We start from the raw sequence: 25,669 nt of genomic DNA, 5'->3' as shown, positions 1-25,669 counted from the left end.
ACGAATCTTAAACATTGCGATAACATTCCGTTTACATACCGATTACAAAACGAGTTCACCATTGTACAATAAGGGACAAGCAAAGGAGCTGAAGTTCAGGTCCGCCCGGCCGCAGCCCAAAAGGCTGCCGTTCAAGGCGTTAAAGGTTGATTAAAGGTTCGCTTCTTATAATTAAGGGACAATAACGCTGCACTAGAGGTATGAAGGAGATTACGATCATGCGGATATTAATTGTGGAAGACGAGGTTAACCTGGCCGAGGCACTGACTCAGATTTTGAAGAAAAACCATTACTCCGTCGATGCCGTCCACGACGGCCAGACGGGACTGGATAACGCCCTCAGCGGGATCTATGATCTGCTGCTGCTCGACATCATGCTGCCCGGGATGGACGGAATCACGCTGCTGAAGACGATCCGGGCCGAAGGCGTCGCAACGCCGGTCATCATGCTCACTGCCAAGGGCGAAATTTCGGACACGATTACAGGGCTGGACTGCGGAGCTGACGATTATGTCGCCAAACCGTTCTCGACGGGCGAGCTGCTTGCCCGGATCCGGGCGGCGCTGCGCCGCAAAGGCGAGGTTGTCCCCGAGGATGGCCTGAAATTCGGCGATATCGAGCTGAACACGTCCACGCTCAAGCTGAGCTGCAACGGGAAGGAATTGAAGCTGATTTTGAAAGAGTGCGAGCTGCTCGAACTGCTGATGCTGCGAAAGTCGGCGGTGACGTCCAAGGAGCAGATGATCGAGAAGCTGTGGGGTTTTGACTCCGATGCGGAGCACAATAATGTGGAAGTGTATATTTCGTTTCTGCGGAAAAAGCTGGCGTTCCTAAACGCCTCGGTTCGGATTAGCACGATCCGGGGCGTCGGCTATGTATTGGAGGCGACTTCTTAATGTTCAAGAAGCTGCGCAACCGGTTCCTGCTGATGAACATGGTCATCATCACCATCATCATGCTGGTCGCCTTTGCCACGATTTACGTCATTACCTATCAAAACGTGCGCCGCGATATCGGCATGGAACTGGAGCGTGTCTCCGAGTTTTACCACAAGGACGGCGGGCCCGGAAAACAAAGCCCGGGGAAAGGCTCCGGGCAGGGCGGGGCTTCGCTGGCTCAGACCGGAAGCGGCGGCAAAACGGGCAGCCTATCCGGCACGGGCGGCAGCGCCGCACAGATCCAGGGATCCGGAGGCATCGGTGGAGAGCTGCCTGCCACGGGAGATACCGATCCACGCCACCCCCGGGAAGGCGGGCAGATCCCCCCGCCGGAGCTGTCGGTATCCTTTGAGCTGAAGACCGACCGGGAGTGGAATCTCCTGTCCAAGAATACGAGGTTTGATATGGAGGATACGTTCTATGAGACGGCCAAAGAAGAGGCGGCTTCCAAGCCCGTCCGCAACGCCCAGTTCACCCTCGAAGGAACGCGATGGGCTTACAGCGTGCAGCAGACTCCCAGCGGCTATTCCATCGTATTCCTGGACGTGACGGCACAGCTGAAAATCATCACCAACCTGATCTACACCTTTTCCATCGTGGCGCTGGTCATGCTGGCGGTCATCTATCTGACGAGCCGATATTTCGCCAACCGGTCCATCGAGCCGGTCCGCGAAGCCTTCGACAAGCAGAAGCAGTTTATCGCGGACGCCTCGCATGAGCTGAAGACGCCGCTTGCGGTCATCAACACAAACGCTGATGTCCTTCTGGCCAACAGCGACGAGACGATCCGGTCGCAGTCGAAATGGCTTCAGCATATTAAATCAGAGACCGAACGCATGAAGACGCTCACGAACGATCTTCTGTACCTGACCCAGATGGACGATGCCCGGGGACATATGATCTTCGTGCCGTTTGATCTCAGCGAAGCCGTCGAAAGCGTCATTCTTACGATGGAAGCGGTCATATTCGAAAAAGAGCTGTCCTTCACTTACGATATCGAGCCGCGTCTGACTTTGACTGGCAGCAGCGAGCAGATCAAGCAGGTCGTCATGATCCTGCTGGACAACGCCGTCAAATATACCAATCCACGGGGCTCGATCCATCTGAGCCTGAAGAAGCAGCATAACCATCTGCTGCTGCGGGTAACGAATACGGGCGAGGGCATCGCCCCAGAGCATTTAGACAACATCTTCGACCGGTTCTACCGCGTCGACGCCTCCCGCTCCCGCAAGCACGGCGGATATGGCCTTGGCCTGGCGATCGCCAAATCGATCGTCGAGCAGCATAAAGGGAAAATATCCGTGAAGAGCGTGCCGAACGAGAAAACAACGTTTGATGTGCAGCTGGGGTGAGCAGTACAGCCATTGAACAAGGGACCGGTAAGCGACCGACTGTAACGATAGCGAGATAGAATAAAGGCACCCGTTAGGGTGCCTTTATTACCTATAAAAAAGTATAAGCTTCGGAGACTCCAACGCAATCCTTGCTCACTAAGAGAAGCCGCCATGTCACAGCCTAATGCCGCTACTTCTGCCCGTCCTTCTCCGCCAACTGCTGCTGGGCCAGCCGGATCATCTCGCGGACCATCGAGCCGCCGATTTTGCCCCCGACATGGCCGACCGATTCCGTCGTGAGCTCGCCGTTGCCGCCCGGACTGAGCGGCACGCCGAGGTCCTTGGCCACTTCATACTTCACGTCATCCGGCCGGTTCGGGTCCACGTCATACCCTTCGCGCCGCATGACTTCTGCTTTAAACGTCTGCATGTCCCTGGCAACCCCTGGCACCGCGTATTTTCGGTTTCTTCTGGACATCCTAGCTTCATCTCCCCACTTGTTTTCCCTTAACATGCCCGGAGACAGCAAGGTCCATCCTCCCTAAGTGCTGCCTGATCCTGCCTTCCTGTATGAAGGCTTTAGTATGGGATCAATCCTGAAGGTATCTTTTACGCTTAAACATTTGCATAGCCTGCCAAGTTAAACCGCTGTCCTGCCCTTTTCACACATGCGGCAAAAGCAAGGAACGCTTGGCTTTGGAACTGCTCCTTCCGGGACACCAATCGCGTGGTCACAAATTGGTATTGTTCGGGGACCGAATACATGCGAACACCATCTTCATCCGCAGTCGCAGTCACAGCCATCCGGGTCAGAAACGCACTGCCGATCCCCGCACGAACACAATTTAGCATTGTCTCCAAAGTGCTGACCTCGATCATATTCATACATTGTTCCTCTTTGCTATGGAACCAATCTTCGTTCGCAGCACGCAGTGGGCAGCCCTTCGGAAACACGACCCATGCAGGATTCCCCGTCTTAGCAAATGCTTCTGTTCCTTGACCTGCAGGCGATAGGAGCACCACTTCTTCCTGTATTTCAAAGGCGATCTGCAGTGAGGACAGTTCAAACTCCCCAGTCAAGAAGGCGCCGTCCAAGCGCCGATCCAGAACTTTCTCGTAATTTTCCTTCGAAGTTGCAGTCACCAAAGACAAGCTCACCTCAGGGTATTGGGTCTGAAATTCGGACAGCGCCTGAATAAATGGGGCCGTTGAAGCTATCGTCTCCACCACGCCGATCGACAGTGGACCGCAAGGATAGTCAGGCTCCTTGACAGCCTTGGCTGCCTCCTCGGCCAGCATGAGAATGTCCGAGGCATATTGATACAAAACAAGTCCTTTCTCGGTGGGGACGACCCCCTTCGGTGTCCTAAGAAACAGCTGCGCCCCCAACTCCGATTCCAGCTTTCGCACCCTTGTAGTGAGGTTGGACTGTACATAGCCCAGCTTCTCAGCTGCGCGGGTAATGCTGCCTTCCTTAACGATGGCCATAAACACTTTCAAGTCGGTTAGCTCCATCCCCAAAACCTCCGGTTCAATCCCATCAATTTTTTTAATGAGCTCATCTATAGCAATCATTTTACGGTATTGAACAGGCAGGATACAATCATCTCAGGTCAACAACCTGGTGTAACAGAAGGTCCGCTATTAAAAAAATAAAGGGAGGTTTTCAAATATGAAGCAGTATCCGAAGCTTTTTAACGGTTATATGCTAGGTACCCTACCGCTTCCGAATCGGGCGGTTCTGGCGCCGATGACACGCACCAGTGCGGAGCCGAACGGAGTGGCTAACGATCGTATGGCACGTTATTATTCCCGTTTTGCAAAAGGGGGATTCGGCTTGATCATCACGGAGGGCTTGTACCCGGATGAGGAATTCAGCCGGAGTTATCATCATCAGCCCGGTATCGCCAGCATAGCACAAGCCGATTCGTGGATACCCGTCATTCAGGCCGTGCACCGGGAAGGAGGAAAAATCATTGCCCAGTTGATGCATGCAGGCGCGTTAGTCCAGCATCATGCTTTCACTCCGATCGCACCGTCTGCGGTGCAGCCTGTTGGAACGATGCTGGAGGATCACGGGGGCAGCGGCGAGTTCGCTGTTCCAAAGGCTATGACGCTGGCAGAGATCCGAAGAACGATCGAAGGCTTCAAGCAGGCCGCTCTCCGCGCCAAGTACGCCGGATTTGACGGTGTGGAGATTCATGCCGCCAACGGCTATCTGCTCGACCAGTTTATTACGGATTATACAAACCGGCGCACGGATGATTATGGCGGCGCGACAAGCCGGCGTATCCGCTTCGTAGTAGAAGTCCTTAGAGCCATCCGCTCCGCCGTTGGCCCGGATTATTTGGTCGGCGTTCGCATTTCGCAAGGGAAGGTGAACGATTTTGACCACAAATGGGCTCATGGAGAAGAAGATGCAAAAATCATCTTCGGGGAATTGGCCGAAGCTTCCGCCAGTTACCTTCATACGACCGAGTATAAGGCATGGATGCCCGCCTTCTCGGATGGGGGGCCGACCCTTGCAGAGCTCGCCAAACGATACAGCGGCCTTCCCGTAATCGCCAATGGAAAACTGGGTGATCCTGAAAGGGCCGAACAAATGCTTATTGCAGGAGCAGCCGATCTGATCGCCGTCGGAACCAGCGCACTGGCCAATCCGGATTGGGTGAACAAGATACGGGAGGGGGGCACGCTGCGAGCTTTTGATCACCGTTTTCTCCAGCCGATGGCCACATTAAAGGAAGAGGAAGTACTGGGCTAAGACTTGTTCCTACAAAAAAAGGGCCAGCTCCGCTGGTCCTTTCTCATGATCTTATATCAGGTTCCGCAGTAGGTCCGATACCGGAACGTCGACTCCGGTACGACGGCATACTCAGCCTGTTCCGGCGTATGCGCGTAAGGATCGGCCAGAACCTGCAGCAGCTGGTGCATCACTTCGTAATCGCCGTCCTGCTCCGCTGCCTCCAGCGCTTCCTCCACCCGGTGGTTCCGCGGAATGACCGCCGGATTGCTGTCCCGCATCAATTGATGCGCAGCCTCTTTGGTTTCGGGCTGCCGCTCAAGCCTTGCCTGCCAGCGCGCATGCCAGGCCTCGAATTCTTCGATGCCATGCAGCGGCGTTCCCTCCAACCGGTCAAACGTTAAGGCAAGAAACGTATTGGTATAGTCGGCGCGATGCGTCTTCAGGAGCCCCAAGAGTTCTTCGATGAGCGACTCGTCCTCCGGTTCTTCATGGAAGATCCCAAGCTTCGCCCGCATCCCTGCAAGCCAGTATTCATTAAACAGACCGGCAAAAGTCCCGACCGCGGTCTCCGCCATTTTAACGGCCTGCTCCTCGTCCTCATGCAGCAGCGGCAGCAAGGCTTCCGCCAATCGGGCGAGATTCCAGGAGCCGATGTACGGCTGGTTGCCGTAGGCATACCGGCCCTGTGAGTCGATGGAGCTGAACACGGTGGCCGGATCGTAGGTATCCATAAAAGCGCACGGACCGTAGTCGATCGTTTCCCCGCTGAGGGTCATGTTGTCCGTATTCATGACGCCATGGACGAATCCGACCAGCTGCCATTTCGCGATCAGAGCGGCTTGGCGCTTGATCACTTCCTGCAGCAATATAAGGTAGCGATTTTCTCCGGAAGCAAGGTCTGCATCGGGATAATGCCTCTGCAGGGTGTAATCGGCCAAAGCCCGCAGGTCATCCGTCGTGCCTGCTCCCCGCGCGAACTGAAACGTGCCGACGCGGATATGGCTGGCCGCCACGCGGGTCAAAATCGCGCCCGGCAGCTCTTCCTCCCGGGTAATCGCCTGGCCGGTGGACGTCACCGCCAGGCTGCGGGTCGTCGGAATGCCAAGGCCATGCATGGCCTCGCTGATGATGTATTCACGCAGCATCGGCCCCAGGGCCGCCCGTCCGTCGCCACCACGGGAGTATGGCGTGCGGCCCGCTCCTTTGAGCTGAATATCCACTCGCTTGCCCTCTGGCGTGACCTGCTCGCCCAGGAGGACCGCCCGCCCGTCGCCCAGCATCGTAAGATGGCCGAATTGATGCCCTGCGTATGCCTGAGCGAGTGGCTGCGCCCCTTCCGGAATGCGGTTTCCCGCCAGTTCCGCAGCTCCTTCATCGCTCATGAGCGCCTGAGCGTTTAAACCGAGCGACGCCGCCAGCGGCTCATTGAATGCCACGATCCGCGGCGAACGCACCGGCACCGGATCCTGCCGGGTATAAAATAGATCCGGCAGCCCAGTATAGCTGTTGTCTAAATGCCATCCCGCCTCCAGTTTTCCTTGTGTATCCGTCATAAATGTCTCCTTTTTCAATCCTAGTAAAATCATTCTTCGCATGATGACAGCCTGATTGTCTTATGGCCAAGGCCGGTTCCACTGCTTCATATCCTGTGCCGTATCTAATTTATTATGCGGCCCCAGAACTTCAGCGGCCAAACTATGCCTGGTTCTTCCATTATAAAAGAACACAGCGGCGGAGGCCATGATGCGCTTCAGCCGGTTCAACGCAAACAGCCCCGCCATTCGCGTTGAATGACGGGGCTGGCTATACAGGGTGGCCGTTGATCGGCGGATACGTTGGTCCTACCCTTTAACCTTTGATTTTAATGATACCGGACTCTCGCTCACGCTCTTTGTCTTCTTCTTTATCCTCACCGACCAGGTCCCTGGCGGACGACTTGAATTCGGAGAGCGTGCGTCCCACCGCACGGCCCAGCTCCGGCAGCTTGGAGGGCCCGAACAAAATCAGAACGACGACCAGAATCATCATCAAACCGGCAAATCCTACGTTTTGAAACATAGCCAATCAGCTCCTTCTCATTTGTCATGGAGAACATTCCGCCTTAGCGAAATCAGTGCTCCTGCCTCACTTCTTCTTCGAATCCGGCTTCACGGCCACCGCTTCGACCTCGATCAGCCAGTCGGAACTCACCAGGCTCGCCACGCCTACCGTTGAGCGGGCCGGCTTTACCGGATTGGCTTCGGTATTAAAGAACTGCGCATAGGCATCGAACCAACCCGTATAGTCAAACGTGCCGCCCTTCTGGGCGTCAGGAGCGATGTATACCCGCAGGTAAACGACATCCTTCAGGCCAAGGCCCTGCTCCTTCAACTGCTTTTCGATTTCCTTCAAAATGCCGATACCCTGCGTTTTCGTATCCCCATAGCGTTCATAGACCGTCTTGCCGTCCTTGTTCAGCACCGGCGGGACGGTGCCGCTCGTGAACAAGTACGATGCGCCTTCGGGAACGACCACACCGCTGGATATGGACGACGACGGACTGCCGTAAAATGCCGGTGCCGGTGCCGCCTTGACCGGCTTGACCGGTTTCGCAGGGGTATGGGCGGCGCTGTCGGCATATGCCGTGACGCTGACGGTGCCAAGCAGAACCGTCATCAGCAGCGCCGTTTTCATTTTTCTCATCATAAAATACCAGCCCCTTCTAGATATGGATCTATGATTTCATGACACGCTGATGGATATCGGTGACCACCTCGCGGGCGGACTCGATCGCCCCGGCCTGCCAAGCGGTAATGTAGCTGATATGCTCACCGGCCAGGTAAATCCGGTTGTCAGGCTTGCACAGTGTCGGATAGTACGTTTTGCGGTCGTTTGCTGAGTAAGAAACCCATCCGCCTTCTTGATACTTGATCGTTTTCCAGTTGATCGAATAGGAGGATTCGAACTCTTTTGGATATTGCGGATGGATCTTGGCCCCTTGTGCCAGCGCCAGCTTCTCCCGCTCCGCGTACGACATGGCTCCGAGTTTGTCGGCAACCCCACCGTAGGTATAGTAGCCGAGCAGGACTCCCTTTTTCCCGAAATAATCGGTCGGCGGGTAATAAATCTGCGTAATGTCCATATTCGTCAAGCTACTGCCCCCGTACAGGTGCTCATCCTCTTCCCAGAAGCGCCGCTTAAACTGCAGCCCGATCTTTCCGGCAGAGGCGTAGTTGATGCTCTGAATCGCCTTGGACATTTCGGGGGAAAAATCGGCGGGGATCTTCTTCAGTACGGATAACGGAATAGTGCAGATGCAGTAATCCCCTTTGACCTCCTGCTCCCGGCCGGATGCCATGTCGGTGTACACGATTCTCACGCCCGACGAGGACTGGCGGATCTCCTTGACCTCGGCCCGGAATTTGATCCGATTGCCAACCCGCTTCTCGAACGCCTTCGCAATAGCGTCCATCCCGCCGATCGGGTGGAACATCATCATCTGCTGGTCGTATTCGTACTCATTGCTGAAATACTTGCCGAAGCCGGAGTTGATGATCGACTTTAGATCGAACGGATCGCGGAGAACCCCGGCATCAAGCCGGCTCCCCGGCTCATCCTTGTATCCGCCGCGCTGCGAGCCTTTGTAGAACAAATCGGGGTTCAGGTCCCCCTCCACCTTTAAGTAATCGACGAGCTTCATCTTCTCTTCAGCCGTGAGCGGAAGATCAAGCGCGTTCTGGTCGACCGCCTTGGCGAGCATTTCCGCGACGTAGCCGCGTACGTCCGCTTTGGCCGCCCGTTTCGGCACCTTTTGACCGGATAAAGCGCCGACGTTTTCGTTGTAGTAATAGCCGCTTTCGTTCACGTTGTTGAACGGTTCGATCGCAACGCCGAATTTCCGGCAGTACTCCAAGGTGACATGGAACTGCGGAATGCGCATTGGGCCGGCATTGAAATACAAGCCCTTATCGAAGCGGGACGTTTGGGTACCCGAACCGATTTCCGCCTCTGACGTGCCGCCGCGAACAGTCCAGCATCGGCCGCCAGCCCGGCTTTTTGCCTCGAGAATCGTGCAGTCGTACCCGGCCAATCCCAGTTCGTACGCTGCCGTCATGCCGGCGATTCCGGCGCCGAGAATGATGATTTTTTTGCCGCCCCGTCCGCTTAAGTGCAGATCATTCGGGCCCGGCGGCTCATATTCGGCGGCCTTCATCGTCTCCGGCGACAGCAGTCCCATCGTTCCCATCAGGCTGAAGACGGCAACGGATCCCCCTACTTTGCCGACGGTCGACAGAAATTGTCTGCGGGTCATCTCTTTCGGTTGCTCCTTGATTGTCACCTCGATCACTCCTTCGCTAGTGGAATGGAACCTCTTGAGGCGATCTTAGCAAAGAAATTTAGTTTTCGGTGAATTTGTGTAAGGATTTCTTACAGAGATTTTTTTATTTTTAAAAACCGATTGCATTTTTAATGGGTTTTCCTTAAAATCATGTCATAATTCCTTCCATAAACATCTGTTTGTGTGTTTCTTCTCTTTGTTTTATCTTCTTCTAGGTTTCAATCCTGGCTGTTTCTGCAATGGTCCGGGGTTAACTATACTTGCACAGGAGGTAAATAGCATGGAGAGCAAGGTGATGAGCATTGGAATCGTCTGCGAGCTGACCGGCTTGTCGGAACGCCAAATCCGGTATTACGAGGAACGAAAGCTGATCTTCCCGGAGCGGACGAAAGGAGGTAACCGCCGATATTCTTTTGAAGACGTAAAGGCCATTCAGGACATCTATCAAAAAATGCAGGAGGGATTTAATACGCTGGAGCTGAAGGAAATGAAAAAATCGAAAACGCCGCGCTGCACGCCGGCCTTCCGGTAACGGATATGACTTGGGAGGAGTGATCTTCGCCTATGGAAGCGAAAAATACGATGACCCTGCTCGGGCATATCGCCGAGCTTAGAAAACGGCTCCTTCGGATCGCCGCCGTATTCATCGTCAGTATGGCAGCTGGCCTGTTTGCAGCCCCTCATATCCTGACGCTGCTGCGGACGCATTCCCCGCTACATGTCGCATGGAACGTCTTCTCGCCATGGGACGGACTGCGGATTTATATGAGCATTGCCGTGGTACTATCGCTGCTGCCGACCATACCCTTTGGCATGTACCAGATTTGGCGGTTTGTCAGCCAGGGACTCAAGCCTGGCGAGCAAAAGGCGGCGGTCCGCTACATTCCGTTCGCTGCATCATGCTTTCTGGTGGGCGTGGCCTTTGCGTATTTCGTCGTCTTTCCGATGAGCCTGCGCTTTACAGCCGGCATCAACCGTCAGATTGGCCTTGTGGAGACCTATGGGGTATCCCAGTACTTCGGGTTTATGTTCAATATCATGATCCCGCTCGCTATTGCCTTCGAACTGCCCGTGATCGTTATGTTTCTGGCCCGGATCGGGATCTTAAACCCGTCGATCCTAAAAGGAATGAGGCGTTACGCGTACGTCGTTCTGGTTGCCGTGGCTGCACTCATCTCGCCGCCTGACCTCGTCTCCCATCTCATGGTGGCTGTTCCGCTCATCGCCTTGTACGAAATCAGCGCTTGGCTGACCGGTTGGGTACATCGCAAGAAGCAGCGTGCGAAGGAGGCATTGGAGCATGCCGTCACGGATGGCTCCTATTCGGCAACCTAAAAGTACGAGAAATGGAATTGCCCCTATGATGTAAAAAAGGAAGCTGTCTTCCTGCGAGGGGGCAGCTTCCTGGTAATTTCTTTGGCGATAGGCCGGAATTTACCCTCGCGCTTGAGCTGTATTCGAACTTGTTAGTTTTTACCGGCTAATCGACATGAACATGACCATCGCAGGGAAGACTACCCCGTGGAGAAACTTGCCACTCATTATTCACTCTATATAAACTGTGATAAAATTTATTTATCTCCTTCCAACAGTTAAGTAGATACTGAATTCCGATCAGAAAGAAATCATAAAGGATGTGTCGAGATGTCGAAACTCCAAGATATTATTACGACTTCCAGAAGAATTATTTATTATAAAGGCTACCAAGCTACATCGGTCAATGATATTTTGGACGAGGCCCACATCGGAAAAGGCCAGTTCTATCACTACTTTTCGTCCAAACGCGACCTCGGCCTGGCCGTCGTCGATGATCTAGTCAAAGAATGGGACAGGGATGTATTCGAGGGCATTTTCGCAACCGATCTTGATCCTATCGCGAAACTAAATAAGATGCTTGACAGGATGTTGACCATCCATACGGATGAAGATGGGAAATCGGGTTGTCCCGCGGGGAACCTCGCCATCGAGATGAGCGAACATGACGAGACGTTTCGGCTAAAAGTCCACTATATTTTCGACCGATGGATTTCGTCCATCGAAGGTGCGCTCAACGAGTTGAAGGCAAAGGGGCATCTAGCTTCGGACATCGATGCTAAACAGCATGCACAAGCCATCGTATCTTTGATCGAAGGCGCCATTTTATTAATGAAAAGCCAAAAGGAAGTCAGCTTTCTTACAAACGCTATCGCGATCATTCGGGCGCAATATCGGCTTTCTTGAGCCCTATACTTCCGTTTTTTTCTATTGCGCATGGGAAGAGATTTTGTTATGATCCCTCTGTACCGAATGGTAGGTACAATTTTAAACAAGGCATAAAGGAAGGGGTACCCAGATGCTTGGCGATCATTTTGTTTGCCGATTCTGTACCGACAAGTAGGTACAGAATTTGAGAAAACAGTTTCACGGCAAGTCATGCCGTATGAGTCCATATAAGAGACGAGGAAACGATGTAACCGGATAGCTTATACATCTTCAAACAGAAGACTTAGCCAACGGCACGTTCGTTATTGGGGAAGTTTGAGATGAAGCCCGTTATCGTTTTCATTATGTCCTGGAGATGTTGCAACACAATTTGACCTTGTCTACTCTTCCTTAACAATCCGGAATAGATCAAAGTGAAGCCGGTGGGCCGCTCTTGTGTGAAGCAGGTAAGCCATCTTTATGCCAAACGCGGCATTTTTGAAAAACAACTAAACTTACTCGATGAATGGAGCAAATCACATGAAAATATTAGTCATCGTTACGCACCCGAATATCGAATCGTCCGTCTGGAATAAAGCATGGGTAAACGAATTAAAAAAACATGATGAGATCACAATTCATGAATTGTACAAAGAATATCCTGACTTGAACATTGATGTCCAACGGGAGCAGCAACTAGTCTCAGCCCATGACCGGATTATTTTCCAATACCCGCTTTATTGGTACAGTGTGCCGCCGCTACTGAAAAAATGGTTCGAAGACGTGCTTCTGTACAACTGGGCATACGGTCCGGAAGGGACGAAGACAACCGGCAAAGAAATCGGGGCCGCGTTCTCGTATGGCGCTCCTGAGGATGCGTATCAACCGACCGGTTCCAACCGCTTCACGCTGGAAGAGATTTTGGTTCCCATCCAAGCCCTTGCCAACTATATCAGCGCCGAGTACCTGCCTCACTTTGCGTACAACACGTTGGATTTAACTCGCTTGGAACAAAGCAGCAAAGATTATGTACGGCATATTACGACGGTTAAGCCTTTGGTTGTACGAAACAAGTAATTATTGACGTTTACATCGATAAGATTTGTCCGTGGTGCAGAATGGAAATGCCAGTCTGCATACCGCTCTGAAACAATTGCCGGAAGTCACGAATACCGAGGTTCGCTTGAACCTCGGCATTCGTAAGATAGATCTGAAAGTAGAAACTGTTTGCCATTGGCTATCGAATTTCGCCGGCGGAACAGTTTACCAATGGATTAACAAAGGTCGACGCCAGTCTAATTGTTAATGATCTCTCTTTCGCCGCAGATTCATACATGCAAATAAATGTAACAGGGAGATGATTGACATTGGGTACTATAAATAGAAATCCATGGCTTGCTATTATTGCAATTACATTAGGTGCTTTCTCCATTTCTCTTGCTGAGTTTTTGCCGGTTGGCCTACTTTATGAAATTAGCCGAAGTTTTGATGTATCGGAGGGTACTGCCGGTATAACAGTGACGTCAACTTCTATATTGGCGGCCCTTGCCGGTCCGATTCTTACGATAGCGATCGGACGTCTGGATCGACGGGTGGTGGTCCTCGGATTGTCGTTGCTGCTTATTGTATCTAATGTACTTTCGATGATTACAACCCATTTCTTTGTGCTAGTCGTTGCGCGAATCATCCTTGGAATAAGCGTTGGAGGATTCTGGGCTGTGGCTATGACTGCCCAAGCTAAGTTAGTTCCGCAAGAGAAGGTAGCAAAAGCAACCTCGATTGTCCTCGGAGGATTTGGGATTGGCACGGTCATAAGTGTTCCATTAGCGTCTTTTATGGCTGCACATTTTGATTTGAGAATCGTTTTCATAGTAGGATGCATACTTGCGATTGTTGTTTTTATCATCCAGCTCATACTGCTTCCGAGAATTCCGATGGAACAGGGGGTTCGTGGAAGAGATTACTTGAAACTTTTGAAAATGAAGAAGGTAATAATGGTCTTTGTTATTGCGATTCTCGCTGTGGGTGGTCAATTTGCAGCCTACACGTATATAACACCCTTTTTCCAGCAAGTGACTGGAATCGGCCCGAATCTGCTCAGTGCTGTACTGCTCGTCTACGGGATTGTTTCCTTCCTAAGCAATTTTGTGGCTGGTTTCATAGCTGGACGCAGCCTCAAGGGTTTGTTAGTGGGAACAGTATCTATCTTCTTAATTTCATTACTGGGCATATCACTTTTTGGACATAACGTTGTGATTTCCATCATAGCTTTCTTAATTTGGGCGATTGCCTGGGGAATGGCTCCCTTGGGACTGCAGCTTTTGGTTTATTCAACCGCTGGAAATGCTATAGATGCCATGGGTCCGATCTATGTAGGTATTTATCAGTTGTCTGTCAGCTTGGGAGCTTTAATAGGCGGTTTGGTAGTCGATACGACCAATGTAACCGGCGCGATGTGGCTCGGGACGTTCTCGTTCGCTTTGGTGCTCATTCTTCTTACGGTTACCTCAACAGTCAATAACCGTTCTCTGGTCAGTCAAACAGAATAACACAAAAATAGCTGAAGGCGGTCGTGCCTAAATCCTTAGGGAAACGCGACCGCCTTAATAAATGTTTTATCCGCTCACACGCTCACAATGCCTTAACTGCCTCTGAGCACTAGGCGTTGATCAGTCCGCGAACAAAGGCTTCGAAATCCGGCGCGAGCCGGGTGATCTTACGCCCGTTTGCCTGCTCCACATGCATAACCTCGGGCTCTCCGTCGTTGCCGGAGCCGCGGTAATCCAGCATGACCACACCGGACTCCTGCGGGCAGTCGCAAATGACGACGCCGAACTCCGGATAACCTCCGTTCTCTATGATGGACCGGCTGCCGGAGGCCCCGCAGAGCGACTTGGCCTTGTCCCGGCCGATGCCGAACATGCCGTTAATCCGGACTCCGCCTGGTGCTCCATCTGCGGCTTCACCCAGCGGGAAATACCGGCTGAGGGGAATGCCCCCGTTATGTATTCTCATCATCTGTACATAAAACGCCGGAAGCTTGAACACCAGTTCCTCCTGAACGGAATCGATCAGGTCATCTGTCGGCGGAGCCGAAACATACGATTCCGAATCGGGATCGGCGTCGTTCCATAAGTTGTTGATATCGAAACCCTCATTTGGCGAGCCATACTGCACATCTAAATTGGCTTCGTCCGATGGGATGGCATTCACCGAAGCCACGGCCGCCGCGGCACCGTCCGTTTCATCGGTTTCCCCGGCTTCATCCAAGCCGCTATTGTCTTCCGCCGAGTCATCTGAATCCAAATGATCATCCGTCTCTTCCTCGAATTCCCCGGCCTTCTTGGCACGGATCCATTCCAGAAACTCCAGGGTATCCTCATCCCCCGGCTCCAGCTCATCGGCACGGGTAAACTCCCGCTCGGCGTCATCGTACTGCTCCAGGTAATAGTAGGCCAGTCCAATCCGGTAATGCCAGAGCGGATCATCCGCACCTTCCTCGGCAACGGTCAGAAACTGCTGCACCGCCTCCTCGTAGCGCTCCAGATTGTTCAGCGCCCGGCCCAAATGGCCGACCAGCTCATAATTCCGCTCCTCCGCGGGAATTTCCGTTACCGCCTCTACGATGCGTTCGTATTCATCCTCTTCATGCCATGTCTCCAGCTGTTCCAACAGATCCTCGCTCATCCTCATTCCCCCTGCGATATACTCTTGCTGTGATTATAGCATTTTCCGAAGGCGGTTCTCCAGGCCGCGGCAGCATCGAGGAGTTGCATAGCATTTATGAAAAAAGCGTCTATGATGTTAGACACGGGTTTCGGCCATGATTTGTTGTCGAGGTTCTCATCCCATACAAAAAACCTACCGAAGGTATGTTTGAATGCATTCTACATACCGACTGTAGGTCCGTCAATACAATTTTGTCATTCACAATGGTAAAATGGCGCCCAATGATTTTACAGCGGCGGCTGCTGTACCCCCAGCTTCACCCATCCTTCCTTCGATGGCCCGTAGACGGCCGGTATGCCCAGTCCCGCTTGACGCATCAGGACCGTTGCTTGACCCCGATGATGCGCAATATGCTTGATCAACCCCATCAGGATGGAGGCATTGGATTCCATTCGCCCAAAAGCATTCTGTTCCTTGCTAAGAGATTCGTCGGTCCACTGCTCTTCCAGTGCCTTGGCGGCTGCCGAGCTGACCGTCCGGAAGGTATCCGCAATCTCTTTAGCGGAAGGGACTTCGCCCGGATTTGCGACCTTATCCATCTTGATGCCGAATTCATTCAAATAGTCGGGGATGTTCGAGACAAAATGCCAGGCGATCCTGCCCAAAGTCCGTCCTTCCGGATAGACCTGCTGCCCCAGCGATTCATCCGTCAGCGCATCCAGAACCCCCTGCGTCAATTCGGCTTCCTTGTTCCATTCCTTAATAAAATCCTGTACCGTCACATACATCACATCTTCCTCCTTTTGATGGTTAAAGTTTCTTACGACCAGCCTCTGCTTCCTTTCGGCCTTTCATACGTCCATCTTAGCCCATATTGGTGACAGGGTTTGTCATAGTTGCGAATTTTATTAAAAAAAATCACGAACGCAAAAAACCGACGCATGATCGCCATGAGTCGGTTATCGGTTAATCTCCTTTACGTTTTTCGGTATATCCGAATCTATACCATATATTCCGCCATAATTTCCTCGATATCATAAGGAGTTACCCCTTGCTCCACAGAGAACAACGCATCGGCCTCCCCCGGAGTTTCGGTCAGCACCCCGCGGGCCTTGGCATGGAGCATGAACAGATCATACAGATCCGGTTTCCGCAAAGTCGTCATCGCTTTGCCCATCAGGACCATTCCTTTTTGGTTCCCCTCGACGTTGTTGTAGTAGTACGGATGCCGGGTCAAAGACAGGTCCGTCCAGATCACCGTGCGTTCCACCAGATCCAAGATTACGGGGATGGCAATCTGCGTATCGGCGGTGACATCGATTTTGTTCGCAACCGTACCAGGCTCAAAAATTTCGCCGGACCCGGGCTTCTTCCGCATCATCCAGCCCGTAAAGCACTCCGGCAAATCGCAATACGGCTGGCTTGTGAACGAATGCAGCGTCGCCACAATATACCGTCCGCCATAATCGACGATGGAAGGAATGTGCAGATCGATAAACTCGCACGCGCCTTGAGGGGCCGTTACGATATCTCCGCTGTGCACAGCCCGGTACTTGGACGACCGTAAGTTCGTATACGAAATATGCTCCACATACTGCCAGTCGCGGTCGTACATTACGGCGGACAGGTCGATGTCCACGCGGCCCGTCGACTTGCCATCCACCAGGCCCTCTTTCCACCAGCTGAAGAACCGGATCGTATCTCCTTCCGCCATTGGCACCCGGCTGCCGCGTACGATCGTATGCAGCGCTTTGCTCGCAGAGCGCCCGGAGAACGGCACGAGGTAGCTTTCGAGCCGCTTATCGACATACACCTTCCCGAGCGGCGGCAGGGCAGAAAAGCGCCCGATCAGCGCCTGCTCGCATAGCTGTACGATGTCCTGGCATGCCTCCTCGTCAATCTCGGGAAGGTTGTTCCGAAGGGCAAACGCTTTGGCGACATTCCCTTTTGGAAAAAAGACGCGCAACTGCTGCCGTTCCCGGCGGCGGGCAAAATGGTTCTTCACCTGCAGCAGCACCGGCGTCGACACTTCCTTAACCACCTCGCCAAAGGCCAGCACGACATACTCCGTATGCTCGGTGGACCGGAGCAGATGATCGAGCCTTCTCGCCAGTTCGCCCGGGCGCTGCATCAGGAGATCGATCAGCGTCCAGACGTTCCGGAATTGGAAGGCCAGCTCCACACTTCCGTTAAAGGTCGTGAACGGCTTGTCGTTGCGCAGGACGTCAAAGGCTTCCTCGCACCGCCGAAAGCGATGCTTATATTCGGAAGGATGCAGAATTTCACCCAGCCGAATCCAGCGCTCCTTGTACCGCAGCATATCTTCCGTGATGGATGGGCACTTCTCGAGCAGCCCCAGCAGCAGCCGTCGCTCGCGCCGTTTGAATTTGCGGAAGCGCGTCGCCTCGGCCAGACTGACGTCGCCGTCCGACCATGCGGCTGCCAGCCGAAGGACATCGGTCGCTGTCCGAAAGTACCGTCCGATCTGCTCCAGATTGGCTTTGTCATGCTTCATCAAGGATGCTGCGACGAACCCCGCGTTTTCCTTGAACGGGATGTCGTCCGGAAGAAGCATTTCCATATCATCCGCACCGGTAAACGCAATGACGTCATCAATATCCTGTTTGTCACGATCGGAGATGGAGCCTTTGGCTTGAATCAACCGGGAGATCAGGCTCATGAATTCCGCACGGCTCCCCAAACCAATCACTTTCAGGTTACCTACATCCTCCAAGGGCAGCCGGTCCGCATGCCCATACGCCGGTACATCCAACGTCAGGTAATGATAAATCGCATTCAGATACAGCTCGGCGTCGCTATGCTCCATGATCTGCATTGGAAAATCCGGGTACATCGGTTTAAACTTCACGTGAGCCCCGACCATAACCTGTAAATCCGCAACCAGTTGTTGGTATAATGCTTCAAACTGCACTTTAGATAAGTCCTTTACCGCCCGCAGCAGCGCATGCGAAAACGTATATCCCAGCGCTTCGATATTTTTCAGGGCGGATGCCAAATAGCCCTTCAGGAGCGGCTCGCCCCCCTGCCCTTGTTCCACAATCAGATGATTGGCTCTTCGTAAGTAGATGGTATTGATATTCATATTAAAGATTCCAGGAAACCCATGCCCCTAATTTTTCATAAAGGTTAAAGAAGGAAGGAGCATGATAGCCTGGACGCCTCCTCTCTGAATCGGAATCCTTCAGGGAAGCGGCGGCCCTATGTTCGCCAAATGAAGTTAGAAGGAAGGACCGCCATAGCCTGAAGGTCAAGGGCTTCGGGTTTTGCTGAACCCGAGCCTTTGATGTCCCCATCTTCCCATACTCCGCAGCGCGCCAACAGGGCGAAAGTATTACGATATACGAAAAATCATCCAGATTCGTCCGGATCATCCTCAGGCACCATTCCAGTTTCTACAGCTCACCCTCCAGAAAACGAATAAGATACGTAACGGGCTGCTCGAGGAACTCTCCCAAACGGCACAGGTCCGAGTAGTTGTCATGCTCGACGTCATAGCAGCCGATCCATCCTTTTTTCTTCGGATTCCACATGAGCTGAAGATCGGAATAGTTGTCTATATCTGCCGATAGGCGCAGCAGCTTCTGCCGCCCGACCTTGATCGGGATCGTGTCGGTCAATGTGAAGAAGTCGATATGCCGGATATCGTACTCATTGGGGGCTAACTCAAGGCGCAGACGGTCACCGGTTAACAGATCGACCAGCTCCTCCGGTAATTTATACGCTCTCAGTTCATACTTCTTATTCGCCACGTCATGAAATTCCGGCGGTTCCAGCGATTTTAAATAATCGGCCAGGACTGCGTTCTTTTGGCTGACGGCGATCGTATACGGCCGTTCACCGTCCTTTTCCGCTAACGTCATATCCGCGCCCCGCTCGACCAAAAACTTGACCATGTCGAAATTCCCCATGCGCGCGGCCACGGTTAACGGCGTCGCTTCGTAAGGATAGACTTGATCCGGCTGGTTGTAGTTGATGTCCACCCCCTGATCGAGCAAGTAATTGAGGGTCTTATAGTCATGATCGGACACCGCCTGGCGAAGTACAGCCCCGCCGTGCAGCTTAATATCGAGGCCCAGCTCCTGAATGAGCGGGATGTTGCTTTTGTTGCCATAGTAGGCCTGCGAATACGCTCCGGAGCCCACTGGATTAAGCATGTCCATTCTGGCACCCTGCTCGGCGATGTAGCGCACCATCTCCTCTTTTCCATAACGGACAGCCCGCAAAAAAGCCGGACTCTGTGCGTCATTGAGATTGACGCCGTGCTCTACCAGCAGCTTAACGACATCCAGCCGTTCCGCGATCACGGCAAGGTCAAGCGGACTTAACACGGTATACCGGCTAAGTACGATACCCTCCTCAATATCCCAACCCTCCGCGAGAGCATCCCGCAAAGCCGGAATATTCCCTTGATAGATGTGCACTGCGATTTCTGGAAGCTCCTCGAATTTCCCAATATCTTTCAACTGAAACATGGTTTCCTCTCCCCTGACCGTAATCAAACTTAGTTCCATCTATGTAGATCATTTATTTGTAAATTCGTAGACGGATCCCCCTTAGCTGCATTAAGCTTAATATATATCACTTGGGGTCATTTACCTGAATTATATTAAAAATGGAAACGAGGTGCATGCCATTGACGACGATTGTTATGATCATCATTATCTTTTCGTTACTTACCGCCTCACTGACGGTCACTTTTGCCATCAGAACGGTAACCCGTCAACGTAAAGGGCTATCGCAGCGCAAAACCATCCTCACAAACGGCACATCCGCGCAAGCCGTCATCCATTCCATTCAGCAAACGAATGCGCAGCTCGATAATCAACCGGAGGTTCTGCTTGATTTAACCGTCACCAAGCCGGATGGCGAATCTCTTCACACCGTCGTAAAAACATTTATCCCGATCGTAAATATACCCTCCTTTCAGAAAAGCTGCGTCGTTGAAGTGAAGTATATGACGATCGCAGGCGAGCCAAAGTTTGAAGTCGTCGGTGCTTACGTACCTTGACCGGTGTCCTCTGCAAATGCAAAACGGCCCTCATCCCTTGAAGCTCAGGGTGAAGGCCATTTTATTTAAGATTATAGAATTTATAAATTTCAGCGAAGCTGAACCATTCTATAATCGCAAGAAAAACTTCAGTTAAACGCGGTCTGTCTTCTTTGAAGGTACGTCGATAGACGTTTTTCTTATCATATATCGCTATATTTACATCACGTTGGCCGAATGCAATCCACGGTTGAGACCGAGCGTGCGTGCCGTCGACGTATGAATTTCGCGGATCAGCCCCGGATTTTTCATCAAAGGCGCGCCATAAGACGGAATCATTTCCCGAATCTTCGGCTCCCACGCCTTCGCATGCTGAGGGAAGCATTTTTCGATGACCTCGAGCATGACGGAAACGGCGGTGGAGGCCCCCGGAGAGGCCCCCAGCAAGGCAGCGATGGATCCGTCCGAGGCGGTCACGACTTCCGTACCGAACTGAAGCGTGCCCTTGCCGCCAGCTTCCGTATCTTTGATGACCTGCACGCGCTGGCCGGCCACCAGCATATCCCAATCCTCGCTCTTGGCGTTCGGGATGAACTCACGCAGCTCTTCCATCCGTTTTTCCTTCGACAGCATCACCTGCTGGATCAGGTACTTGGTCAGCGACAGGTTTTTGGCGCCTGCAGCCAGCATCGTGAGCACGTTGTTCGGCTTGACCGAACCCAGTAAATCGAACATGGAACCGGTCTTCAGGAACTTTGGCGAAAAGCCCGCAAACGGCCCAAAGAGCAGCGACTTCTGATTGTCGATAAAACGGGTGTCCAAATGAGGAACCGACATCGGCGGCGCACCTACTTTGGCCTTGCCGTACACCTTGGCATGGTGCTGCGCTACCACTTCCGGATTGTTGCACACCATAAAGAGTCCGCTGATCGGGAATCCGCCGATATGCTTTCCTTCCGGGATGCCGGATTTCTGAAGGAGCGGAAGGCTTCCGCCGCCACCGCCGATAAAGACGAACTTCGCCGTATGGCGCTCGACGCTGCCGCTGCTTAAATTGCGTATTTTCAATTCCCACTCGCCATCGCTGGTGCGTTTAATATCGTCCACACTGTGCTTGTAATGAATACCAACGTCTTTGCTCTTCAAGTGCTCAAACAGCATACGCGTTAAAGCGCCAAAGTTGACGTCCGTTCCCGAGTCCATTTTGGTAGCCGCGATCGGTTCATCCGAGGTCCGGTCCTTCATAATGAGCGGAATCCATTCCATCAATTTTTTCGGATCGTCGGAGAATTCCATCCCTTGAAACAGCGGGTTTTTGGACATCGTCTCAAAACGTCTCTTCAAAAATGCCACGTCTTCTTTCCCCTGAACCATACTCATATGGGGGAGCGGCATAATAAAGTCCTGCGGATTGCGAATCAAATTACTTTTGACAAGATAAGACCAGAACTGCATGGAAACCTGAAATTGCTCGTTGACGCTAATCGCTTTGCTGATATCTATGGATCCATCCGGTTTTACGGATGTGTAGTTCAGCTCGCACAGGGCGGCATGCCCCGTTCCTGCGTTGTTCCATTCGTTCGAGCTTTCCTCTCCCGGGCTTGCCAGCTTCTCAAACACTGTAATTTTCCAGTTCGGTACTAATTCTTTCAACAGTGTCCCCAAAGTCGCACTCATGATTCCGGCACCAATTAAGATAACGTCTGTATCGGTTTGTCTGTTGCTCATAATTACCGTCCTTACACGCTAGTATTTGAAGAAAAGATGTAGGCGCTCTCAAGAGGCAAGCCAGAGTGCGACCCGGTTATCCACCTTTTCTGATGAATGATTACTTAATTTATAGTATAGCACTATTCTCTGGAGTGTTAAATGATTGTCGTGCGAACAACTCGGAAATAAACAAAAAACCAAAGGCCACCGCCCGGGAGCATACCGGAATCGCGGCTTTGGTCAAGGGATAGTCTCCTAATCTAATGAATTTGCCCACTCCTCTGCGGTAAGCCGCCCGGCCTGCTTCGGAAAAACCTTCTCGGTCAAGACGCAATGAACCTCGGGGTATAAGTATAGGCCTGCTCATAAAGGGATTCAAATCAGGAGTGGAATCAGCCAAATTCTCTTGGTTTGGCAGAGTATAAATAAGTGTAATACTAATAAAAACACACACTAGGAAAAGGTGAACAAAATGACAAATCAAACTCCGGATAACCAAGAAGCGATCGAGAAAGTACGCGATTTGATTAAGGGCATCGACACGGCCATGCTGACGACCGTTTCGGAAGAAGGGCTGGTTTCGCGTCCCATGAAGACCCAGGACATCGAATTTGACGGCGACCTGTGGTTCCTGACCAAGAAAGACACCGAAAAGTTCCATGAGCTGCTGCAAAACCGGCAGGTCAATGTGGCCTATGCCGGGAAGTCCTTTGTCTCCATCCGAGGTGAAGCCGAGCTGGTGAACAGCACCGAAAAGCTGAAAGAATTGTGGAACCCCGTTTATGAGAAGCTGCTGGAAACGAACTATGACGATCCGAATCTTGTTCTCATCAAGGTGCAGGCCGAAGCGGCCGAGTACTGGGACGCCGGCAACAAGTTCAAAATGGCCAGATTCCTGTTCCGCAGACTGATGGGTAAAAGCAACGAAGGCACCAATATGAATCGAACTGTGGAATTGGATTAGGATAAAAAAACGGACGCCGGTTCTTAAAACCCGCGTCCGTTTTTATTTTCAGATCACAGTGCAGTCTCCGCCCGTCCCTGTCCGCACGAGCGTTCAGCCCTAAGTCTACTGCCCCTGCTTCGCCCGGTGAACCGTCAGCGTGACCCGGTTGGTCTCACACATGAAGGTAGAGAGATGCACCGGCTCATCCTTGGCGTCAAAGGCCACTTTTAAAATTCGGAACAGATTTGCCCCGATGTCGCATTCCAGCAGCTTGGCATACTCCTTTGTCGCGCCGATCACATCGATCTCTTTATCGTTGCTCACGATTTCCGTTCCGTAATCGTCGGACAGAATTTTATACGTCGATTCATTCGTAGTAATCTTCTTCTCCAGGTCGGGAAAGCGGGTCAGCGAATAATGCGCGATGTCGTAAAACAGCGGACGGTCATTGACGTACATGAGCCGCTCCAGCTCCAGCACCGGGCTGCCCGCATCGATGCGAAGATGCCTGGCCACGTCTTCGGTCGCTTCGATCACGTCGCTCCTGAGAATCCGGGAATTCGGAATCATCCCAAGCTGATGGCTGAATTCGGAGAATCCGCTTACAGACAGCAGCTCATTATGGAATTTGTTGGAGGCCACGAACGTCCCCCGCCGTGGAATCCGGGTCAGCGCCCCTTCCCGGACCAGCTCCTCGATCGCCTTGCGGATCGTAATCCGGCTCACGCTATAAATATCGCAAAGCTCGGCCTCTGTCGGGATCTGCTCATCCGGTTTGTAGCGCCCCTGCTGTATATCATTCTTCAACATTTGCCTGATCTGCATGTACAGCGGCTGAGGGGTTGAAGGATTCAAATTCATTGAACATTCATCCTTATCCATCAATGATCAAATTTGTATCTCTCTATTATACATTGATGGCTACGTCCAGTCACCATGCAGCAAAGTAGCTGATCGTCTTTGCGGCTTTATTGGCGCCCTGCTCCAGGCAGGCTGCGATCGAAAGCCCTTTCAGAATGCCGTATATAAATCCGGCGATAAATGAATCACCCGCTCCCAGCGTGTCAACTACCTCAACATCCGTAATTCCGTGCTTGTAGAACCGTTCTCCATCGTAGGCCAGGGATCCATTCTCTCCAAGCGTGGCTACGACGATTTTGGAGCCCCGGTTCTTGATCTCTCTCATGAGGCGGCGGATATGCTCGTCATCCTGTGTATAGGACAAGAACGGATAGTCCACGTAAGGCGTCAGTGTCGTCACCAGCTCATGATCCAGCTTATCGGCAAAGTCGAAGGAAGTCAGCAGTCCTTTTTCCTTAAAACTAGCGAAATACGAGTCGGCATGACCCCAAATCGCGGAATGCACCAGCTGGAATGACTCCGTAAAGCGCAGATCCTCGGAGTTCAAGGCAAAATCAGCCATCACGCCTTCTTCATAATCGCCCAGCTTTCTTTCGCTGCCTACCATATCGACATAGGTCACCGCCGTGCGGCCTTCTTGGACCGAGACCCTGGACGTATCTATGCCCTTGTCCCGAATCGCCTGAACCATAATCTCCCCATACTGGTCGTTGCCCACCCAGCCGATATAGGCTGTCTCCGCACCCAGTTCGGTCAAATAGACGGCCACGTTTACCGGATTTCCTCCGGGATAGGCTTTCCCTGAGGATCGGTAGACATCCATACAATTGTCTCCGACTGTAACGATTCGCATCTTGTCTCACCTTCCCGTGTAAGGAAGGAGCTCTGCCGGGATGGGCAGCGCTCCCCGTACGTATTAGTATTCCATCTTGCGATAGTATCGTCTCAAAGTCAGCGGATGGTTTCTTTCGCGTTCCAGATAGACGCTGATCCGGCTCAGCAACGCCCAGTTGATACTCACGGCAAAATGCTTCCGGAACTCATCGCTGATCCCTTCCATCGCAAAATCCTTCGTGTCGATCACCGTCAGCCGTTTGGTGACCTTCTCGGCAAATCGTTCCACACGGTCCGCCAGCGGTCTCGTTTCATCCTCACCCTTCAGTAGAATGACACTTGTATCTTCTACGACAAGCTCCAGGGTGCCGTGGAAAAACTCAGCCGCATGGATGGACTTGGCGGGAATCCACTGCATCTCTTCCAGCACGCACATGGCATAGGAATAGGTGTTGCCCCACAGGTTCCCCGAGCCGACCATCATATGGTAGTTCGTATCTTTATGCTCAATAGCAAAGGCCTCGGCCCGCTTGTCAAACGCTTTGACGGCATCCAGGATCGCTTGCGGCAGCAGGGCGACTTCCTTGGTGAATTGCTCATACTGAGGGAACTCGTTATTGTTATACATGAACCGGAATACGACCATGTACAGCAGCATGAAGAACGTATCGAAGGAATGCTTCTCCGACCCGGTCGTAATGCAGTGATCGACCAGCTTCGTGATCGGCGTGTCGGGCTCAGCCACCAGGGCAAAGGTCGTTGCACCCCGCTCTTTGCAGTACTCGATCGCCTCGATGGTCTCCTTCGTCGTTCCGGATACCGAGGTGAAGATGCACACGGAATCCTTGCTGAAATGTTTGTTGTTCATCACCAGAAATTCCGCGGCGATTTCGGCGTGCACGTCGATCTTGGAGCTCGATTTCAGGATATATTCATACGGATACATCATCGCGATGGTACCGCCCGCGCCAATCATGAAGATGTTGCTGTAACCTTTGCTGCAGATCCCGTCGACGATGTCCTCAATCTGGCTTCGGTAAGCGAGGCCTTCCTTTTCCACCAATCGTAGAAACAGCTCTTCGTCAAAATTAAACATGTAGCGTTCCCTCCTGTGCTGGAGCGGT

At 52.4% G+C, this 25,669-nt stretch carries 24 protein-coding genes; 10 read left to right on the top strand and 14 right to left on the bottom strand.

Annotated features, from left to right (window positions below; translation table 11 throughout):
- Nucleotides 1-218: 218 nt before the first annotated feature.
- Together ABIE48_RS32205 and ABIE48_RS32200 are read left to right on the top strand one after the other, a co-directional pair.
- Nucleotides 219-896: a response regulator transcription factor gene (locus tag ABIE48_RS32205; protein WP_145027661.1), complete on the top strand. Its 678-nt coding sequence runs from the start codon at nt 219-221 to the stop codon at nt 894-896.
- Nucleotides 896-2,290 (top strand): sensor histidine kinase, encoded by a 1,395-nt coding sequence (locus ABIE48_RS32200; protein WP_192716860.1) that lies wholly within the window; start codon nt 896-898, stop codon nt 2,288-2,290. The genes ABIE48_RS32205 and ABIE48_RS32200 overlap by 1 nt, the downstream gene beginning before the upstream one ends.
- 172 nt (nt 2,291-2,462) lie before the next feature.
- Here the strand turns inward: ABIE48_RS32200 and ABIE48_RS32195 are convergent, their stop codons facing one another.
- Entirely contained in the window at nt 2,463-2,750 is a 288-nt protein-coding gene (locus ABIE48_RS32195; protein WP_192716861.1) for an alpha/beta-type small acid-soluble spore protein, read from the bottom strand.
- A gap of 137 nt (nt 2,751-2,887) precedes the next feature.
- Complete coding sequence (locus tag ABIE48_RS32190) at nt 2,888-3,787, bottom strand: LysR family transcriptional regulator (protein WP_192716862.1); 900 nt, start codon at nt 3,785-3,787, stop codon at nt 2,888-2,890.
- 157 nt (nt 3,788-3,944) lie between these two features.
- Here ABIE48_RS32190 and ABIE48_RS32185 point away from each other — a divergent pair, with 157 nt between their 5' ends.
- Nucleotides 3,945-5,036, top strand: coding sequence for an oxidoreductase (locus ABIE48_RS32185; protein ID WP_192716863.1), 1,092 nt, complete (start codon nt 3,945-3,947; stop codon nt 5,034-5,036).
- Nucleotides 5,037-5,092: 56 nt separating this feature from the next.
- Here ABIE48_RS32185 and ABIE48_RS32180 read toward each other — a convergent pair whose 3' ends face one another.
- The 4 genes from ABIE48_RS32180 to ABIE48_RS32165 all read right to left on the bottom strand — a co-directional run bounded on the left by ABIE48_RS32180 (nt 5,093) and on the right by ABIE48_RS32165 (nt 9,336).
- On the bottom strand, nt 5,093-6,571 hold the full coding sequence (locus tag ABIE48_RS32180) for a protein adenylyltransferase SelO (RefSeq protein ID WP_192716864.1): 1,479 nt from the start codon (nt 6,569-6,571) through the stop codon (nt 5,093-5,095).
- Between the two features lie 295 nt (nt 6,572-6,866).
- Nucleotides 6,867-7,076, bottom strand: coding sequence for a twin-arginine translocase TatA/TatE family subunit (locus tag ABIE48_RS32175; protein WP_076172284.1), 210 nt, complete (start codon nt 7,074-7,076; stop codon nt 6,867-6,869).
- A 66-nt stretch (nt 7,077-7,142) separates the two neighbouring features.
- Complete coding sequence (locus tag ABIE48_RS32170) at nt 7,143-7,703, bottom strand: RidA family protein (RefSeq protein ID WP_192716865.1); 561 nt, start codon at nt 7,701-7,703, stop codon at nt 7,143-7,145.
- 28 nt (nt 7,704-7,731) lie between these two features.
- A complete protein-coding gene (locus ABIE48_RS32165; RefSeq protein WP_145027650.1) occupies nt 7,732-9,336 on the bottom strand; it encodes a flavin monoamine oxidase family protein in 1,605 nt (534 codons plus the stop codon).
- Between the two features lie 280 nt (nt 9,337-9,616).
- Between ABIE48_RS32165 and ABIE48_RS32160 the strand changes: the two genes are divergently transcribed.
- The 5 genes from ABIE48_RS32160 (at nt 9,617) to ABIE48_RS32140 (ending at nt 14,066) form a co-directional block, all read left to right on the top strand.
- Nucleotides 9,617-9,868, top strand: a complete 252-nt coding sequence (locus ABIE48_RS32160) for a MerR family transcriptional regulator (RefSeq protein ID WP_076172288.1) — start codon at nt 9,617-9,619, stop codon at nt 9,866-9,868.
- A 32-nt stretch (nt 9,869-9,900) separates the two neighbouring features.
- Entirely contained in the window at nt 9,901-10,671 is a 771-nt protein-coding gene (tatC, locus tag ABIE48_RS32155) for a twin-arginine translocase subunit TatC (protein ID WP_192716866.1), read from the top strand.
- Nucleotides 10,672-10,980: 309 nt separating this feature from the next.
- The gene (locus tag ABIE48_RS32150) at nt 10,981-11,556 is read left to right on the top strand and encodes a TetR/AcrR family transcriptional regulator (protein WP_192716867.1); all 576 of its coding nucleotides are present in this window, start codon (nt 10,981-10,983) and stop codon (nt 11,554-11,556) included.
- Nucleotides 11,557-12,057: 501 nt separating this feature from the next.
- Nucleotides 12,058-12,594: an NAD(P)H-dependent oxidoreductase gene (locus tag ABIE48_RS32145; protein WP_192716868.1), complete on the top strand. Its 537-nt coding sequence runs from the start codon at nt 12,058-12,060 to the stop codon at nt 12,592-12,594.
- 290 nt (nt 12,595-12,884) lie between these two features.
- On the top strand, nt 12,885-14,066 hold the full coding sequence (locus ABIE48_RS32140) for an MFS transporter (protein WP_192716870.1): 1,182 nt from the start codon (nt 12,885-12,887) through the stop codon (nt 14,064-14,066).
- Nucleotides 14,067-14,175: 109 nt separating this feature from the next.
- Here the strand turns inward: ABIE48_RS32140 and ABIE48_RS32135 are convergent, their stop codons facing one another.
- The 4 genes from ABIE48_RS32135 to ABIE48_RS32120 form a co-directional block, all read right to left on the bottom strand.
- Nucleotides 14,176-15,204, bottom strand: a complete 1,029-nt coding sequence (locus ABIE48_RS32135) for an SMI1/KNR4 family protein (protein WP_192716871.1) — start codon at nt 15,202-15,204, stop codon at nt 14,176-14,178.
- 269 nt (nt 15,205-15,473) lie between these two features.
- Nucleotides 15,474-15,974 carry a DinB family protein gene (locus ABIE48_RS32130; protein ID WP_145027644.1) on the bottom strand — a complete coding sequence of 167 codons (501 nt, stop codon included), beginning with the start codon at nt 15,972-15,974 and terminating at the stop codon, nt 15,474-15,476.
- Between the two features lie 212 nt (nt 15,975-16,186).
- Nucleotides 16,187-18,289, bottom strand: a complete 2,103-nt coding sequence (locus ABIE48_RS32125) for a TerD family protein (RefSeq protein ID WP_192716872.1) — start codon at nt 18,287-18,289, stop codon at nt 16,187-16,189.
- A 310-nt stretch (nt 18,290-18,599) separates the two neighbouring features.
- Entirely contained in the window at nt 18,600-19,679 is a 1,080-nt protein-coding gene (locus tag ABIE48_RS32120; protein ID WP_192716873.1) for an ankyrin repeat domain-containing protein, read from the bottom strand.
- Nucleotides 19,680-19,840: 161 nt separating this feature from the next.
- On the opposite strand from ABIE48_RS32120, the gene ABIE48_RS32115 reads away from it, so the two are divergent.
- Entirely contained in the window at nt 19,841-20,215 is a 375-nt protein-coding gene (locus tag ABIE48_RS32115) for a hypothetical protein (protein WP_192716874.1), read from the top strand.
- A gap of 198 nt (nt 20,216-20,413) precedes the next feature.
- Here the strand turns inward: ABIE48_RS32115 and mqo are convergent, their stop codons facing one another.
- Entirely contained in the window at nt 20,414-21,922 is a 1,509-nt protein-coding gene (mqo, locus tag ABIE48_RS32110) for a malate dehydrogenase (quinone) (RefSeq protein WP_192716875.1), read from the bottom strand.
- A 454-nt stretch (nt 21,923-22,376) separates the two neighbouring features.
- On the opposite strand from mqo, the gene ABIE48_RS32105 reads away from it, so the two are divergent.
- Nucleotides 22,377-22,868, top strand: coding sequence for a pyridoxamine 5'-phosphate oxidase family protein (locus ABIE48_RS32105; protein WP_145027635.1), 492 nt, complete (start codon nt 22,377-22,379; stop codon nt 22,866-22,868).
- 105 nt (nt 22,869-22,973) lie between these two features.
- Here the strand turns inward: ABIE48_RS32105 and ABIE48_RS32100 are convergent, their stop codons facing one another.
- The 3 genes from ABIE48_RS32100 to ABIE48_RS32090 form a co-directional block, all read right to left on the bottom strand.
- On the bottom strand, nt 22,974-23,711 hold the full coding sequence (locus tag ABIE48_RS32100) for a GntR family transcriptional regulator (protein ID WP_145027633.1): 738 nt from the start codon (nt 23,709-23,711) through the stop codon (nt 22,974-22,976).
- 70 nt (nt 23,712-23,781) lie between these two features.
- Entirely contained in the window at nt 23,782-24,564 is a 783-nt protein-coding gene (gene frlD / locus ABIE48_RS32095; RefSeq protein ID WP_145027631.1) for a fructoselysine 6-kinase, read from the bottom strand.
- 63 nt (nt 24,565-24,627) lie between these two features.
- Nucleotides 24,628-25,641: an SIS domain-containing protein gene (locus ABIE48_RS32090; RefSeq protein WP_192716876.1), complete on the bottom strand. Its 1,014-nt coding sequence runs from the start codon at nt 25,639-25,641 to the stop codon at nt 24,628-24,630.
- Nucleotides 25,642-25,669 lie beyond the last annotated feature (28 nt).

It is taken from the genome of Paenibacillus sp. OAE614 (assembly GCF_040546645.1).
GTDB lineage: Bacteria > Bacillota > Bacilli > Paenibacillales > Paenibacillaceae > Paenibacillus_AQ > Paenibacillus_AQ favisporus.
Note: the sequence above shows the minus strand (reverse complement) of the source record. Positions and strands in the feature narration are given on the sequence as shown.